The 16,497-nt window shown below is 61.6% G+C and carries 14 protein-coding genes; all 14 read left to right on the forward strand.

Annotated elements, in window-relative coordinates; all coding sequences use genetic code 11:
* Nucleotides 1-34 precede the first annotated feature (34 nt).
* The 14 genes from ilvE to PSEST_RS02280 all read left to right on the forward strand — a co-directional run bounded on the left by ilvE (nucleotide 35) and on the right by PSEST_RS02280 (nucleotide 16,375).
* Complete coding sequence (ilvE, locus tag PSEST_RS02210) at nucleotides 35-958, forward strand: branched-chain-amino-acid transaminase (protein ID WP_015275442.1); 924 nt, start codon at nucleotides 35-37, stop codon at nucleotides 956-958.
* A gap of 78 nt (nucleotides 959-1,036) precedes the next feature.
* Complete coding sequence (gene waaF, locus PSEST_RS02215) at nucleotides 1,037-2,071, forward strand: lipopolysaccharide heptosyltransferase II (RefSeq protein ID WP_015275443.1); 1,035 nt, start codon at nucleotides 1,037-1,039, stop codon at nucleotides 2,069-2,071.
* Complete coding sequence (gene waaC / locus PSEST_RS02220) at nucleotides 2,072-3,073, forward strand: lipopolysaccharide heptosyltransferase I (protein WP_015275444.1); 1,002 nt, start codon at nucleotides 2,072-2,074, stop codon at nucleotides 3,071-3,073.
* The gene (locus PSEST_RS02225) at nucleotides 3,073-4,194 is read left to right on the forward strand and encodes a glycosyltransferase family 4 protein (protein ID WP_015275445.1); all 1,122 of its coding nucleotides are present in this window, start codon (nucleotides 3,073-3,075) and stop codon (nucleotides 4,192-4,194) included. The genes waaC and PSEST_RS02225 overlap by 1 nt, the downstream gene beginning before the upstream one ends.
* A gap of 43 nt (nucleotides 4,195-4,237) precedes the next feature.
* Nucleotides 4,238-5,044 carry a lipopolysaccharide core heptose(I) kinase RfaP gene (gene rfaP / locus PSEST_RS02230; protein ID WP_015275446.1) on the forward strand — a complete coding sequence of 269 codons (807 nt, stop codon included), beginning with the start codon at nucleotides 4,238-4,240 and terminating at the stop codon, nucleotides 5,042-5,044.
* An 8-nt stretch (nucleotides 5,045-5,052) separates the two neighbouring features.
* Entirely contained in the window at nucleotides 5,053-6,009 is a 957-nt protein-coding gene (locus PSEST_RS02235) for a glycosyltransferase family 9 protein (protein WP_015275447.1), read from the forward strand.
* Nucleotides 6,009-6,743: a lipopolysaccharide kinase InaA family protein gene (locus tag PSEST_RS02240; protein ID WP_015275448.1), complete on the forward strand. Its 735-nt coding sequence runs from the start codon at nucleotides 6,009-6,011 to the stop codon at nucleotides 6,741-6,743. The genes PSEST_RS02235 and PSEST_RS02240 overlap by 1 nt, the downstream gene beginning before the upstream one ends.
* Complete coding sequence (locus tag PSEST_RS02245) at nucleotides 6,740-7,486, forward strand: lipopolysaccharide kinase InaA family protein (RefSeq protein ID WP_015275449.1); 747 nt, start codon at nucleotides 6,740-6,742, stop codon at nucleotides 7,484-7,486. The genes PSEST_RS02240 and PSEST_RS02245 overlap by 4 nt, the downstream gene beginning before the upstream one ends.
* The gene (locus tag PSEST_RS02250; protein WP_015275450.1) at nucleotides 7,483-8,928 is read left to right on the forward strand and encodes a lipopolysaccharide kinase InaA family protein; all 1,446 of its coding nucleotides are present in this window, start codon (nucleotides 7,483-7,485) and stop codon (nucleotides 8,926-8,928) included. Before PSEST_RS02245 ends, PSEST_RS02250 begins: the two co-directional genes overlap by 4 nt.
* A gap of 12 nt (nucleotides 8,929-8,940) precedes the next feature.
* Complete coding sequence (locus tag PSEST_RS02255) at nucleotides 8,941-10,695, forward strand: carbamoyltransferase (protein ID WP_015275451.1); 1,755 nt, start codon at nucleotides 8,941-8,943, stop codon at nucleotides 10,693-10,695.
* Nucleotides 10,682-11,815 carry a glycosyltransferase gene (locus PSEST_RS02260; RefSeq protein ID WP_015275452.1) on the forward strand — a complete coding sequence of 378 codons (1,134 nt, stop codon included), beginning with the start codon at nucleotides 10,682-10,684 and terminating at the stop codon, nucleotides 11,813-11,815. Before PSEST_RS02255 ends, PSEST_RS02260 begins: the two co-directional genes overlap by 14 nt.
* 10 nt (nucleotides 11,816-11,825) lie before the next feature.
* The gene (locus tag PSEST_RS22250; RefSeq protein WP_015275453.1) at nucleotides 11,826-13,847 is read left to right on the forward strand and encodes a glycosyltransferase family 25 protein; all 2,022 of its coding nucleotides are present in this window, start codon (nucleotides 11,826-11,828) and stop codon (nucleotides 13,845-13,847) included.
* Nucleotides 13,847-15,040, forward strand: a complete 1,194-nt coding sequence (locus tag PSEST_RS02270; protein ID WP_051035493.1) for an O-antigen ligase family protein — start codon at nucleotides 13,847-13,849, stop codon at nucleotides 15,038-15,040. The genes PSEST_RS22250 and PSEST_RS02270 overlap by 1 nt, the downstream gene beginning before the upstream one ends.
* Nucleotides 15,041-15,646: 606 nt before the next feature.
* Entirely contained in the window at nucleotides 15,647-16,375 is a 729-nt protein-coding gene (locus tag PSEST_RS02280) for a glycosyltransferase family 32 protein (RefSeq protein ID WP_015275456.1), read from the forward strand.
* The last annotated feature ends 122 nt before the right edge of the window (nucleotides 16,376-16,497 follow it).

A 16,497-nucleotide genomic window follows, 5' to 3' on the forward strand; every position in this document is an offset into this window, starting at 1 on the left:
CCAAGCAATATCGAATTCTGAGGAGCTGGCAACGATGTCGATGGCCGATCGTGATGGCGTCATCTGGTATGACGGCGAACTGGTGCAGTGGCGCGATGCGACCACCCATGTGCTGACCCATACCCTGCACTACGGCATGGGCGTGTTCGAAGGCGTGCGCGCTTACAACACTCCGGACGGCACGGCGATCTTCCGCCTGCAGGCGCACACCGACCGCCTGTTCGATTCGGCACACATCATGAACATGCCGATGCCGTACTCGAAGGAAGAGATCAACGAGGCGACCCGCGCCGCGGTACGCGAGAACAACCTGGAAAGCGCCTACATCCGCCCGATGGTGTTCTACGGAAGCGAAGGCATGGGCCTGCGCGCCAGCGGCCTGAAGGTGCATGTGATCGTCGCCGCCTGGCACTGGGGCGCCTACATGGGCGACGAAGCGCTGGAACTGGGCATCAAGGTCCGCACCAGTTCCTTCACCCGCCATCACGTCAACATCACCATGACCCGCGCCAAGTCCAACGGTGCCTACATCAACTCGATGCTGGCCCTGCAGGAAGCCATTTCCGGCGGCGCCGACGAAGCGCTGATGCTGGACCCCGAAGGCTACGTGGCCGAGGGCTCGGGCGAAAACATCTTCATCATCAAGGATGGCGTGATCTACACCCCGGAAGTCACCGCCTGCCTGAACGGCATCACCCGCGGCACCGTGCTGACCCTGGCCGCCGAGCATGGCCTGAAGATAGTCGAGAAGCGCATCACCCGCGACGAGGTGTACATCGCCGACGAAGCCTTCTTCACCGGTACCGCCGCCGAAGTCACCCCGATCCGCGAAGTGGACGGTCGCGCCATCGGTATCGGCCGTCGTGGCCCGATCACCGAGAAGCTGCAGAAAGCCTACTTCGATCTGGTCACCGGCAAGACCGATGCCCACGCCGAATGGCGGACCCTGGTCAAGTAAGCCTGGCGCTGGGAGCCGGCAGCGCATGACTCGCTTGCCGGCCACGCTTCCAGCCCCTCAGCTTATGGCTTAGAGCTTATGAACATACTGATCGTAGGACCCAGCTGGGTTGGCGACATGGTGATGGCGCAGACGCTGTTCGTCTGCCTGAAACAGCGCCATCCCGACTGCCAGATCGACGTGCTGGCGCCTGAGTGGAGCCGGCCGATTCTCGAGCGCATGCCCGAGGTACGCCAGGCGCTGAGCTTTCCGGTCGGGCACGGCGTGCTCGACATGGCGACCCGGCGCAAGGTCGCGCAGAGCCTGCGTGGTCAGTACCAGCAGGCGATCCTGCTGCCCAACTCGCTGAAATCGGCACTGGTGCCGTTCTTTGCCGGCATCCCCAAGCGCACCGGCTGGCGTGGCGAAATGCGTTTCGGCCTGCTCAACGACATGCGCAAGCTGGACAAGCAGCGCTATCCGCTGATGATCGAGCGGTTCATGGCGCTGGCCTTCGAGCCGGGTAGCGACCTGCCCAAGCCGTATCCGAACCCGTCACTGCGCATCGACACCGAAACGCGCGATGCGGCCCTGGCACGCTTCGGCCTGAGCCTGGACCGGCCGGTGCTGGCGCTGTGCCCCGGTGCCGAATTCGGTGAGTCGAAGCGCTGGCCGACGGAGCACTTCGCCAAGGTCGCCGAGGTGAAGGTTCGCGAAGGCTGGCAGGTCTGGCTGTTCGGCTCGAAAAACGATCATCCGGTGGGTGAGCAGATCCTTGAGCGGCTGATTCCGGGCCTGCGTGAAGAGGCGGTGAACCTGGCCGGCGAAACCAGTCTGGCCGAAGCGATCGATCTGCTCTCCTGCGCCGATGCCGTGGTGTCCAACGACTCCGGTCTGATGCATGTCTCGGCAGCGCTCGGCCGGCCGTTGGCGGCCGTCTACGGTTCCACCTCGCCAACCTTCACCCCGCCGCTTTCCGAACAGGTCGAAGTGGTGCGCCTGGGCCTCGACTGCAGTCCCTGTTTCGAGCGCACCTGCCGCTTCGGCCACAACAACTGCATGCGCGAGCTGAAGCCGCGCGCGGTGATCGAGGCGCTGGATCGTCTGGTCCCGCAGTCGGTCGAGGTGCGCTGATTGAAGGTCCTGCTGGTCAAGACCTCGTCGCTGGGCGATGTCGTGCATACCCTGCCGGCCCTGACCGATGCGCAGCGGGCGCTGCCCGGCATCCGGTTCGACTGGGTGGTGGAGGAGGGCTTCGCCGAAATTCCGGCCTGGCATCCGGCAGTGGCACAGGTGATCCCGGTAGCGATTCGCCGCTGGCGCAAGCACCCGCTGCAGACTCTGCGCAACGGTGAATGGCAGCGCTTCAAGGCACGCCTGCGGGAAGGCCGTTACGACCTGGTGATCGATGCCCAGGGCTTGCTGAAAAGCGCCTGGCTGACCCGCTACGTCAAGGCTCCGGTCGCCGGATTGAACCGGGAGTCTGCGCGTGAGCCCATCGCCGCACGCTTCTATGACCGATGCTACGCAGTGCCGCGTGACCAGCATGCGCTGGAACGGGTGCGTCAGCTGTTCGCCCAGGCGCTCGCGTATCCGCTGCCGCAGGATGTCGCCGACTACGGGCTCGATCGCGAGCAGATGGCGGCGCCCAGCGACCAGCCCTATCTGCTGTTTCTGCACGGCACCACCTGGCCGAGCAAGCACTGGCCGGAAGCCTATTGGCGCGAGCTGGCCGAGCGCATGAGCGATTTCGGCTGGGCGATCCGCTTGCCGTGGGGCAATGCCGAAGAGAAGGCGCGGGCCGAACGCATCGTCAGCGGCATAGCCAACGCCGCGGTGCTGCCGAAGCTCAATCTTGCCGGTGTCGCCCGGGTCATCGCCGGTGCACGCGCCTGCGTCGCGGTGGACACCGGTCTCGGCCACCTGGCCGCGGCGCTGGATGTGCCGAGCATTTCACTTTATGGTCCGACCCTGCCCGGGCGGGTCGGCGCGTATGGGCGCTCGCAGGTGCACCTGTGTGCCAGCGGGCCGAACGCCGGTCGCGGTGACCGGCACAAGCCCTGTTTCGACGACCTGCGCCCCGAGCGCGTCGTCACCGAATTGAAAGCCCTGCTGCGGGCCCCGGAGTCCGTCTGATGCAACTGGCCTTCATTCTCTACAAGTATTTTCCCTTCGGCGGTCTGCAGCGCGATTTCATGCGCATAGCCCTCGAATGCCAGCGTCGCGGCCACACGATCCGTGTCTACGCGATGATCTGGGAAGGCGACGTGCCGGACGGCTTCGAGGTGCTGATTGCACCGGTCAAGGCGCTGTTCAATCACACCCGCAACGAGCGCTTCACTGCCTGGGTCGAGGCGGACCTGAGCAAGCGGCCGGTCGACCGGGTGATCGGCTTCAACAAGATGCCGGGACTGGATGTGTATTACGCCGCCGATCCCTGCTTCGAGGACAAGGCGCAGACCCTGCGCAACCCGATTTACCGCCGCTGGGGTCGCTACAAGCATTTTGCCGAGTACGAGCGCGCGGTGTTCGCGCCCGAGGCGAAGACCGAAATCCTGATGATCTCCGAGGTGCAGCAGCCGCTGTTCGTCAAACACTACGGCACGCCCGCCGAGCGCTTTCACTTGTTGCCGCCGGGCATCGCCCAGGATCGCCGCGCTCCGGCCAATGCCGCGCAGATCCGTGCCGAGTTCCGCGAGGAGTTCGAGGTGCGCCCCGACGAGCTGCTGCTGGTGCAGATCGGTTCCGGCTTCAAGACCAAGGGCGTCGACCGCAGCCTCAAGGCCTTGGCTGCACTGCCGCGCGAACTGAGCCAGCGTACCCGGCTGCTGGTGATCGGCCAGGACGATCCCAAGCCGTTCAAGCTGCAGGCCAAGGCGCTGGGCGTCTCCGGCATGGTCGAGTTTCTCAGGGGGCGTAGCGACATCCCGCGCTTTCTGCTCGGTGCCGATCTGCTGATCCATCCGGCCTATAACGAGAACACCGGTACCGTGCTGCTCGAGGCGTTGGTCGCCGGGCTGCCGGTGCTGGTCAGCGACGTATGTGGCTACGCCCACTACATCGCCGATGCCGATTGCGGTCGCGTGGTGCCCGGCCCGTTCGAGCAGAGCGTCCTTGATCGAATGCTGGCACAGATGCTGGCCGAGGATCAGCAGCGCGCCGCCTGGAGTCGCAACGGGCTGGCATATGCCGAAACGGCCGACCTTTATTCGATGCCGCAGAAAGCGGCCGATGTGATCCTGGAGGAGCGCGCATGACCGTCGCCGCTCAGTCAGCGACCTGTCGATTGGCGGAGCCTCTATGCGCCTGATGCTCTCGGAGCCGTTCAAAAGCCTCTGGCATGGCACGGATCCGTTCGTCGAAGTCGAACGTCTCGATGGTCAGGTCTACCGCGAGCTGGAAGGCCGGCGCACCCTGCGCACGGAGGTCGGCGGGCGCGGATACTTCGTCAAGATTCATCGGGGCATCGGCTGGGGCGAGATCGCCAAGAACCTGCTCACCGCCAAGGCGCCGGTGCTGGGAGCCGGCCAGGAGTGGCGCGCCATTCAGCGGCTGCACGAAGTGGGGGTTCCGACCATGACCGCGGTTGCCTATGGCGAGCGTGGCGGCAATCCGGCGACTCAACACTCGTTCATCATCACCGAAGAACTGGCGCCAACGGTCAGCCTGGAGGACTTCTCGGCTAACTGGCGTGAACAGCCACCCGCGCCGGCGCTCAAGCGCGCGCTGATTGCCGAAGTCGCGCGCATGGCCGGCGCCATGCACCGCGCTGGCGTCAACCACCGTGATTTCTACATCTGCCACTTTCTGCTGCATACCGACAGGCCGGTGACAGCGAGCGATTTCCGTCTGTCGCTGATCGACCTGCATCGCGCGCAAACCCGAGCCCAAACACCGCGGCGTTGGCGCGACAAGGATCTGGCTGGGTTGTATTTCTCCGCCCTGGAAGTCGGCCTGACCCGCGGCGATAGACTGCGTTTCCTGCGCAATTACTTTCAGCGCCCGTTGCGGGAGATTCTGCGTGACGAGGCTGGGCTGTTGGCATGGTTGCAGCGCAAGGCCGAAAAGCTGCAGGCGCGCAAGCTGCGCTATGGGGATGCGCTTTGAGGACTGAGATGGAATGGAACGGCAGGCGCGTTGTTATCGCTCCCTGCCCTGCTCTAGGTGACGTGACGATATATTTGCGTTTGGCTTGGTTATTTCATCTTGCCGGTGCGGAAGTACGCTTTGTCAGTAGCTTGCTTAAGCCAGCTGAGAAGTATTTTGGCTGGTTGAAGGTAGAGCTGAGTGAACAAGTCGATCTGCTGCATCTGTGCACCCAAGCAGATCTGGTCATTTGCTACATCAACTGGCTGACTTGCCATCCAGACTCGCTAGATCGGGTACTGGAAGAACGGAACATCTGCTTCGTCACGGCGAAGAAGCTGCCTGCTGCACTTAAGTTGGACGGCCGAGAAGTCGTCGTAGGCGATCACGTCTTTGCTGGAGCGAGCCGTGCGCTTTGTCAAAGCTCACGTGCAGGGCTAACCATGCTGGGGTGGGTAGATGAGTATGCGGCGACAGTTTTCGGCTTGCGGAGCGACGCCCCGATTAACGTCGACCTATCGAAGCACTGCGCTGATTCAAAAAGGCGCGTAGCAATATTCCCCACTACCCCTCACGCGAAGAAAAACTACACAACGAGGGGATTCCGTTGGCTGGCTCAGCGTTTGCAAAAGCGGGGCTGGTTGGTCGAAATCGTTGGGATGCCTCACGAGATCGAAGTTCTGGCCCGGTGTTTTCCAGGTTTTTCCATTCGCACATTTCCCGATGTGCGTGCGCTGATGGACTTTCTGGTCAATTGCTCGGTAGTTGTCAGTAATGATTCTGGCGGCGGCCATCTCGGTTCGCTGCTGGGGCTGCAGAGCTTTACGGTTACGCGTAAGCACACGGGTTTCGTATGGCGGCCGGGCTTCAATACGCGCAACGAAGTGTTGGCGCCAATCGTCTCGTTCAAGTTGCTGGGGCGTTACATATGGCGGCCTTTCATCCCGATTTGGCGGATCAGCAAGCGTCTGGGATATAGCCGCTGATGGCAAGTTGGACGTTGGATCCAGCCTACCTCGATCTGGACGGCGAGTTTGGCAGCCTGGAGGCTGTGTTTGCCCTCAACGGCGAGCGTCTGACGAAAGACCCCTTATCGGAGGTCATTCGAGTCGAGCGCAACGGTGTGCGCTACTACGTAAAACGTTATTCCGGCGCGGGCAAAGGGTTACGCCGATTTATCGGTCGGCCGCGGGTAAAGGCGGAGTGGCAGAACCTTATGCTCTTTCGTCGTTGGGGCATTCCGACGGCGCCGATCGTGGCTTACGGCATGGAGCGACGCGGCGGGGCATTCCTACGAGGCGCGCTTATAACCCGGGAGCTGGAGCAGACGGACGATCTGGCGTTGCTGGCGGCCAACCACGATGCTCGCCTTCGCGATCCCCGCTGGGTACAGGAAGTCAGCCTGCAGCTGGCGCGTTCGACGCGAGCGATGCATGACCGGGGCTTTGCTCACAACGATCTCAAGTGGCGCAATCTGTTGGTCGACCCGCAGCGCCGCCTTTACCTGATCGACTGTCCGACCGGCGCGTTCTGGCGCGGTCCGTTTCTACAGCGGCGCATCATCAAGGACCTGGCCTGTCTGGACAAGGTTGCCAAGTACCAGCTCAGCCGAACCCAGCGCCTGCGGTTCTATCTGCAGTACTGCCAGCGAAAGCGTTTGGTTGAGAAGGACAAGCCGCGCATCCAGCAGATTCTGAATTATTTCCAGGGGCGGGAATGAACGATTTCATTGCACAGGCTGATCGCGCGACGCTGGAGCGTCACGGCTTAGCGGGGTTCGATGCTCTCTGGTCAGTGCAGTTAACGGCGGTGGATGAGCCCAACGTCGAGCGCGGCGGCTGGAGCAGTGTCTTCCGGCTGGAGCTTGACGACTCGGCGTTCTACCTGAAGCGGCAGAGCAATCATCTGACTCGCACATTGGCGCACCCGTTTGGCGAGCCAACGTTTGCCCGGGAGTTTCGCAATATCCGTCGTTATGCGCAGCTTGGCGTACCGGCGTTACAGGCCAGTTTCTTCGGGCAGCGCAAGGTCGGTGGCGACAGGCGGGCTATTCTCCTGACGCGTGCGCTGGATGGCTGGATGGATCTAGAAGGCTGGCTGAAGCGATGGCCTGAGCTGGACGAATCACATCGCCAGGCCATCGTCGGCGCGGTCGGCAGGCTGGCGCGCACCCTGCATCAGGCCGGACAGATGCATGGCTGCTTCTATCCGAAGCACATCTTCCTCCGCGAGCAGGGCGGTGACTGGAAGGCCTGCCTAATCGACTTGGAGAAGACTCGTCCTCTCCTGTTAGGACGGCGTGATCGCATCAAGGATCTGGAACCGCTGGTGCGGCGTGCAAGCTGCATCGGTGAGCAAGGCGTGCGGCATCTGCTGAATGCCTATCTGGACGATCCTCGCCAGGTCGAGCCATGGCAGCTGCAGTTGCAGCGGCGACACGAAGCCAAGGAGGCCCGCGGATGAAGCCGTCCGATTTGGCCCGCGCAGGGCGACAGCCGGCCTGCCCCGCGCAAGTCGAGTTACCCGGCGGTGGGGTTCTCGATATTGGCTGCTGGCTGCGCATCCTGCCCGGACAGCGCTACGTCGGCCGAGCACTTTGGAACGGCCGCCAGGTCCTGGCCAAGCTGATGGTGGGCGGCAAAGCGCAGCGTCATCATCTGCGTGAGATGGCTGGCGCGCAGCTGCTGGCGGACCAACAGTTGCCTACGCCGTCACTGGTCGCCCAGGGTTGGCAGGAGGGCGAAGGTGGCTGGTTGCTATTCGACTGGCTCGATTCCTCCGAAAGCCTGTGGGATGCCTGGCGCTCGGTAGAGGCCGAGCATGCCCTCTCGGATGGGCAGCGAGACGTACTCGGTGAGGCGCTTGAACTGATCGCCAGGATGCATGCGCAAGGCCTCTGGCAGGCGGATCTGCACCTGGACAATCTGCTCAGGGCCGACGGGCGGCTCTATGTGGTCGACGGTGGCGGCGTGAGGGCAGAGACACCCGGGCAGCCTTTGTCTCGCGAGCAGGTGCTGGAGAATCTCGGGGTCTTCTTCGCGCAGCTACCGGCCGAAATCGAGCCGTTCATCGAAGAGCTGCTGGTGCACTACCTGCTCGCTAACAGCGAGCATGCGTTGCCATTGGAGGCGTTGCTCAAGGAAATCCGCAAGACCCGCGCTTGGCGTCTGAATGATTACCTCAAAAAGGTCGCTCGCGATTGCAGTCTCTTCAGCGCGCGTATCGGTGCGTTCGGTGCGCAGGTCATCAGGCGCGATGAGGAAGCAGGCTTGCAGGTCGTGCTTGCCGACCCGGATGCGTTCATCGCCAAGGGCAAACTGTTCAAGACCGGCGGCGCAGCCACCGTTGCGCAATGCGAACTGGACAGCCGCGCACTGCTGATCAAGCGCTACAACATCAAGAATCCATTGCATTGGCTCAAGCGCTTCTGGCGGCCGAGCCGTGCCTGGCACAGCTGGGTCGAGGGCAATCGGCTCGACTTTCTCGGAATTGCCACTCCGCGATTGCTGGCGGTCATCGAGCGACGCTGGCTGTGGATGCGCGGGCCGGCATGGCTGATTACCGAATTGCTGCGCGGAGAAGATATAATCGCGCGCTTTCAGCCATACCTGAATGATTGTCCGCCCGAGGAGGAGCTGTTCGCCCTCGATCGGCTGTTCGCAGCGCTGATTCGCGAACGTATCAGTCATGGCGACCTGAAAGGGCACAATGTGTTCTGGGAGCAAGGCCGCTGGGCACTCATCGATCTCGATGCGGTTCAGCAACATGGCAGCGATGCCAGCTTCGCCCGGGCTTATGCCAAGGACCGTGCACGTTTTCTGCGCAACTGGCCGGCTGACAGCGCACTACATCGACTGCTTGACCAACGTTTACCCGCGGTGCCCGGCACCAGCATCGAAGATTAAGAGGCAATACCCGTGGCATTGACGATTCTTGGCCTTTCCGGCGCCCTCAGTCATGATCCTTCCGCCGCCCTGTACATCGACGGCAAGCTGATCGCTGCCGTCGAAGAAGAGCGCTTCGTGCGTGACAAGCATGCCAAGAACCGCATGCCGTACGAATCCGCCAAGTTCTGCCTTGAGCAGGCGGGCATCAAACCGTCCGACGTCGACGTGGTGGCGATTCCTTTCGCGCCTATCAGCATCTTCGAAAAAGCGCGCTGGCACTACGCCAAGCGCTACTGGTACGCACCGGATCGTGCGCTGGATGCCATCCTCATGGGCAACCGCCGCTACTACCGCTACAAAAAGCGCATCGAATGGTGTCTGCAGCAGCTGGGTTTCGACCTGAAAAAGGTCAAGCTGCAGCCGGTCGAGCATCACCTAGCTCATGCCTCCAGTGCCTACCATTGCTCGGGCTTCACCGAGAAGACCGCGATCCTTGGCATCGATGGCAAGGGCGAATACGCCACCACCTTCTTTGGCTGGGGCGAGAACGGCAAGATCCACAAGGTCAAGGAATTCTACGACCCGGATTCCCTGGGCGGGCTGTATGGCGCGATCACCGAATATCTCGGCTTCGAGATGCTCGATGGCGAGTTCAAGGTGATGGGCATGGCGCCCTACGGTGACGCGGCCAAGTATGATTTCTCGCGCCTGGCGACCTTCGAGAACGGCGAGCTGACCATCAATACCGAGTACGCCAACGTCATCGGCTTCCGCCGCTACAAGGAGAAGGGCAAGGGCTACTACTTCTCGCCCAAGCTGATCGAGTGGCTGGGGCCCAAGCGCGAAGGCGATATCGCCGACGATCCCTACATCCATTACGCGGCCGCCATGCAGGCGCTGTTCGAAAAGCTCGCGCTGCAGATGATGGATTACTACCTGGGGGGCATCATCCGCGAGACCGGCAAGATTGCATTCGCCGGCGGTTGCGCGCTGAACGTCAAGCTCAACCAGAAGATCATCGCCCGTGACGAGGTCAAAGAGCTGTTCGTTCAGCCAGCCTCTGGTGACGCCGGTACTGCGGTTGGTGCTGCGGCTTATGTATCGGTCCAGCGCGGCGTGCCGGTGGAGAAGATGGAGCATGTTTATCTCGGTCCGTCGTACTCCAACGAGGATGTCATCGCTGCCTGTGCTAAGCACCCGAACAAGCCGGTGTTCAAGCAGATCACCAATACACCTGAGCGCATCGCCCGGATCATGGCCGACGGCAACCCCGTGGCCTGGTTCCAGGGCCGCATGGAATTCGGTCCGCGTGCGCTGGGTGGTCGCTCGATCATCGGCTGCCCGAGCGTGCCGGGCGTGGCCGATCGCATCAACGAACAGATCAAGTTCCGCGAGCGTTGGAGACCCTTCTGCCCGTCGATGCTCGATACCGTGGCGCCGCAGATGCTCAAGGTCGACCATCCGAGCCCGTTCATGACATTCACCTTCGAGGTCAACGAAGGCTGGAAGGAGCGTGTCGGCGAGGTGGTCCATGAAGACGGCACCTCTCGCGCCCAGGTTCTCGAGCGCCGGCACAACCCACGCTGGTACGACCTGATGCTGGAGCTGGAAAAGCTGACGGGCAATGGTGTGTCGCTGAACACATCGCTCAACCGCCGCGGCGAACCGATGATCTGCTCGCCGACCGACGCGCTGAACATGTTCTATGGCTCGGATCTGCAGTACCTGATCATGGAGGACATCCTCGTGGTCAAGGACGGCAAGGACTGGTATGACAACAATTGAACGGCTGCCTGATCAGACGCGGCGATGGGTGCTGCAGTTCTGCCATGGCTATGACGGCCCGTTTCTGGACTGTGCGCGGCAGTACGCCGCGCTGTTCAAGGGTACGACCTACAAGGTCTGCACCGTCTACCTGACCGGCGAGCCGAGCGTCGAGGTCGAGCGCGGGTCGGCCTCCGACGAGGTGATCTTCCTCGACTACTCCAGCGCCCAGGTGCGTGGCCTTAAACTGAGGGCGATCCGCGATTTGCGCAGGATCGCTGTTTCGCGCGACTTCGCCCTGTGCGTCGCCCACCGCTTCAAGCCGATCTACGTCGCGCTGCTCGGCAGCAACCTGCCGGTGATCGGCGTTCATCACGCTTTCGGTGACTACAAGCGTCGTTCCCGACAGATTTTCGCCAATTTCTTTCGCAAGCGCCTGGCGCTGCTCGGTGTCTCCAACGCCGTACGCGACGATATGCGCGCCTGCCTGCCCGCCTGGCCGGCCGATCGCATCGAAACCCTCTATAACCGCATCGATGTCGAGGCCGTGCAGGCCGAGCAGGTATCCCGCGAGGTCGCGCGCGACCATCTGTGTCTGCCCCAAGATGCCTGGGTAGTCGGCAACGTCGGCCGCCTGCACCCGGACAAGGATCAGGCGACCCTGATTTGCGGCTTCGCCCAGGCCCTGCCGCAGATGCCGGTGGGCAGCCTGCTTGCGATCATGGGTAGCGGCAAGCTGGAAGGCTCGTTGAGAGCGCTGGCTGCCGAGCTCGGGGTAACGGAGTCGGTGCGCTTTCTCGGCCAGATGCCCAACGGCCGGCGCTACTTCAAGGCGTTCGACCTGTTCGTATTGACCTCCGACCACGAGCCGTTCGGCATGGTGCTGCTGGAAGCGATGGCGGCCGGCGTTCCGGTGGTCGGCACCGACTGCGGCGGCGGGCGCGAGGTCGTGCAGGGCGCTGGCGAGTTGTTTCCGCGCGGCGATGCCAGCGCCCTGGCCGAGGTACTGCAGCGTCAGGCGCAGATCGTTGATCTGCCGGCACTGCGCGAGCGCATGCAGACGCACCTGCAGCAGCGCTTCTCCGACCCGGTGGTACGCGAACGCTTCTGGTCGCTGTCCCTGCTCGCCATGCTGAGCTGAGGTCGACCCGATGCAGGATGCAGTTGCCAATCCTTGGGCCGCCAAGGCCCGCGCCCTGGACCGCTACCGCTGGTTGCAGCTACGCGAGCGTCACGGCCTGCTCGGCAGTGCGCTGCGCTTTGCTCGGGAGGCGCTGGGCGACTGGTGGTTCGGTGTGCGCGCCAAACGCCGTCTGGGCTCATCCATTGCGACCGAGCCTTGCGACTTTCTGATGCTGCAGTCCGCGCCCAAGGTCATCGCGTTCCAGCGCAAGAAGTTGCTGATCGAGGGGTTGCGCGGGCGTGGTCATAGCCTGGTGGAGACGGCACTGCAGGCGCCGAAGACGATTCTGCGTAAACGCCTGCTCAAGTCTCCGCCACATGCCGTGCCGACCCGCTATTTCGGCATCGCCGCCTATGCCGAATGGCTGGCGGAACACCACCAGCCGCGCATCCTGCTCAACGACCGCAACGGTAGCCTCTACGCGCCCTTCCTGCGTCTGGCGCTGAACGCTCGCGGCAGCCTGCTGGTACATCTGGCCCACGCCACCACGGTGGAGAGCTCGCGCCGGCTGGGCATGAACGACTATGACTACTACTTCCTGTTCGGCCAGAGTTCGCTGGAGGCCCTGCAGGCGCGGGCGCTGCGCTTCGGCAGTTCGACCGCGGTGCCGGCTGGCTCGCACATGATCGACAGCACTTATGACCTGCCACCGGCCGATCCGTCCTTACGGACACTGCTGATCCTCGGTGTCGGCCCCGACAAGGAAAAGGAGGCGGGTTACCAGGCGACTTATGTATTGCTGCGCGACTGGGTCTCGGTGCATCCCGAATACCAGGTGCTGGTGAAGGCTCATCCGCGCAGCCAGGTGCCGTTCTGGCGGCAGGCTGCCGCCAAGCTACCGAACCTGTGGGTGCTGCCGAAAGAGAGTACCTTGGCCGATGCGCTGGCTCAGACCTCGCTGGTTGTTAACATCATGTCGAATGCGGTGATTGAAGCCGCGCTGGCTAGGCGTCCTATTCTGTATGTCAATGCAGGGGATGACGTCGATATCTTTTCCCAGCAGCGGTTCCTAGGAAATAGAGTATCTAACCTTGAACAGCTATCCAGCGCGTTGGAACGTATGGCCGGCGACTATGCAGGCGCAGTCGAGCGAGCCGATCGCTTTGCTGAGTACCATCTTGCCCAGGGCAGTAAAGGGTTGTCGAACTGCTTGACCCTTCTTGAGCAATTGCTGGCAGGGCAAGGGTGCGAGGGTAGTGAGCTGTCGGAGTTGTTGGCTTGTGAGGCAGGGCTCCGAGGCATGCAGCAGAGAAGTGGCATGGAAGGAAGCTGTTTTGAGCGCGCTTATGTGATCAACCTCGATCACCGGCAGGATCGCTGGCTTCAAACGGTGAAGAGCCTCCAAGCCGTGGGTATTGTGGCGGAGCGTTTTCCGGCCGTCGATGTTGCCAGATTGAAAGCCGAGGGGGATCAGCCCTCGCAGGCACTGCGTGAGTTTTTGGCACGAGTGGACGGCGCCAGTGATGCGGCTGAGCACAAACTGATGGCCACTTGGGCCTGCATGCGCAGCCACTTGGCTGTGATTCGTACGGCCAAGGCGCGTGGCCTGGATTCCGTGCTGATTCTCGAAGATGACTGCGATTTCGAGCCCTATTCGCATGCAGTATTGAAAGGTGTGGCTAAGCAGTTGTGCGGGCGCTCTTGGCAGATGTTGTATCTGGGGGGGACGCTTAAGAAAGGTAGCCAGTGTGTCGAGTTATCGGAGAACTTGATGAGCGTCAGTCGGGTCCGGCTGGCGCATGCCTATATGGTTCATCGCTCCCTCTATGATCGAATTCTGGAGGAAGCGCCTGCATCCGGGCTTCCGATGGACTGGTACTATTCCGAGCGTTTACAGGCGGATGTAAAGGTCTGCATGATCAAACCGGACCTTGCCTATCAGCGCCTGTTCGATATCAGTGATATCGAACAGGTGGAGCGCCGTCCCAAGTTGAAAACCCGAAGAGCGATCAAACGCTGGTTTGCCACACTCCGCTATGGTCGTGACTGATGTCGGGTTCTAAGCAGATTTCTTTCTCCGAACAGGAGCACTCTGTGTTGCCTGCCTGCCTGCCTGCCTGGCTGGCGCTGGGCTTCGCTTGGTTTCTATTGGGCATGATGTTTCTGCCGAGCAGCAAGTTGTATCACCAGGGCTTGATTCTGCTGTTCTGGCTGCCAGGCATGGCGGCCTGGCTGCCGGGTATCCGGGCGCGTTTGCACTGGGATCGCTGGCTGCTTGCCGGATTGTTGGCCTGCGTTGTCTGGGCCTTACTGTCCGTCAGTTGGGGGGGAGACTCGAAGCGTTTCAAAGAGATGTTCTATGTATTGCTGACCGCTCAGGCCTTCGTGGTGCTGGCAGGCTTGTATCGCGAACATATCTGGCGGCTTCTGGTTTGCTTGGCAATGATCGGCAGCCTCGGAGCACTGTGGTCGATCATTGATTTCTATCTGCTGCAGGGGCGTCCCCTAGGGAATCGACTGGTTGGCTCAGGCTTGCTCGACCATCCTATATTGGCCGCCCATCTCATGGGGGCGCTGAGTGTCCTTCTACTCGGCCTCCGCTCCCGTTTGCCGGAGGCCTTGCCGCGCTGGACCTGGTGGGTGGCTTGCCTGGCATATTTTGCATTCATAGTGCTGACACGCAGCAAGGGGCCGTTGTTGGCACTAATTGTGGCCTGCCTGATTATTCCCATCTGTGCCCCGAGCCGGGGGCGTATTCTGCTTGCCTTGCTGCTCCTAGGTGGCGCGATCATGGCGGTATGCCTATCGTCCGAAATTCTCCTTCGCGGAGGCCTTTCCTATCGTCCCGATCTGTTGCTTGGCGCCTGGGAACGGTTTCTCCTGCACCCTTGGCTAGGGCTGGGTGTGGGGGCTAGCTATGAGCTGGAGGTGGCTGCAATTGGCGCAACCTTCGAGCATGCTCACAATTTTTTTGCGCATCTTGCATTGCAGTTGGGGCTGCCGGGGCTAGTGCTGTGGCTATCGACTTTGCTGGTGGTGCTTTGGCGCGGATGGTCGAGCAGGGCGTCCGCCGCCGGCCTCGCACTCTGCGGTCTGCTTGGCTTTTCCGTGGTTGCGCTGATGACGGATGGCATCGGTCCCTGGGTAAAGCCGCGGGAAGAGTGGTTCACAGTCTGGTTGCCAATCTTTCTATGCCTCGCGCTTTTTGCGGGCAGGGCAGATGAGCGGAGCAGCCCTACATGATCAGGCTGTGCTATCCGCGTGGCAGCGACAATGTCGGTGACGAGCTGAATGCATGGCTCTGGCCTGCGTTGCTGGGTGACACTCGTAGTGACACAGATATCGAGCTGCTTGGTATAGGTACTCCGCTGAACGAGCCATTTTGTCGGCATTTGCACGCTGAGCTAAGCATTGCCGTACTGAGTGCGGGGACGGGCTATGGTGCGCCTCCGCAGTTGGATAGGCACATGATAGTCTACGCCCTGCGCAGAGCTCGCACGTTTGCAGCTCTAGAGCTTCTATGACCCCCGGTTATGCAGAGCACCAGTCCACAGGACTCAAGCAGATCATGAGCGGCTTGAAGGCAGCATGCGTTTCTAATGGATTTGGCAAGGTCAAATTGCGTCCAACTACACCCCCTAGCTGGCAGGCTGCAGGCGATACGGAGCGTCTGGCTATGGCCTCGCGCGTGTTGGCTGGTCGTGCTGGACAGCTGAGTGATGATCGGATCTTCCGGCATCGCGTGGCACAGCCGCTAAGTGCGGTTAATGCCTTGTGTACGGACCGTGGTGTTGCCCCGCAGCAAGGCCTGACCGGATTTGCTGGGGCTTTCTTTCGTGGAGGGCTGCAATGATCCCACGCAAGCTGCACTACTGCTGGTTCGGGGGGCGGTCGATGCCGTTGCAAGCCCAGCTGTGCATGGCGTCCTGGGCTTATAGACTGCCGGATTACGAGGTGGTGCGTTGGGACGAGCAGCGTTTCGATTCTGCGTCACACCCATTCACAGCGGCGGCATATGCAGCAGGGCGCTATGCTTTTGTCTCCGACTACGTGCGCATGCATGCCCTGTTGCACGAGGGTGGCATCTATCTGGATGTCGACGTTGAGGTTTTGGCATCGCTCGATGGGTGCTTGGACGATGATTTCTTTATTGGCCTTGAGGATCGTCAGCGGTTCGCAACATCCCTCATAGGTGCTCGGGCGGGTCATTGGTTGCCGCGTGATATGTTGGCGTACTACGACAGAACCGCGTTCGAGGTCAATCGCCTGTCTAACCTAGTCAATGTCAACGAGGTCAGCCGGCTGCTGTTGGCGCGCGGCTTTAGCGGTAGGGGAGCCGAAGAGCTGCGTGCCGGAGAGCGTGTCTATGCCATCGGTGCCTTTGGCGCGGCGCGCCCCGAACTCGCATGTGCACCACGGGTTTTTGCCAAGCATCTGTTCGCCGGTACCTGGCGGAGCAACCGTGATAAGAGCTGGCTCAGTCTGGGCTGGCGTCGTTTGCGCAAGCTACCCGAGACTTTTTTCATATTGGCACGCCTTGGCTGTTATCGGCTGCTGAGTCGTTTGAAAAAGAGTTAACGTGGGCACTTCTTGCCGCCTACATGCCGCCCAGTTTTCGAATCAAGTAGCGCATTTTTCGTCCTTCTGCGCGATGCTTGTATGACCCAGTAAACGCATACGCCGGATCATGCTACATAGGC

It is taken from the genome of Stutzerimonas stutzeri RCH2 (assembly GCF_000327065.1).
GTDB lineage: Bacteria > Pseudomonadota > Gammaproteobacteria > Pseudomonadales > Pseudomonadaceae > Stutzerimonas > Stutzerimonas stutzeri_AE.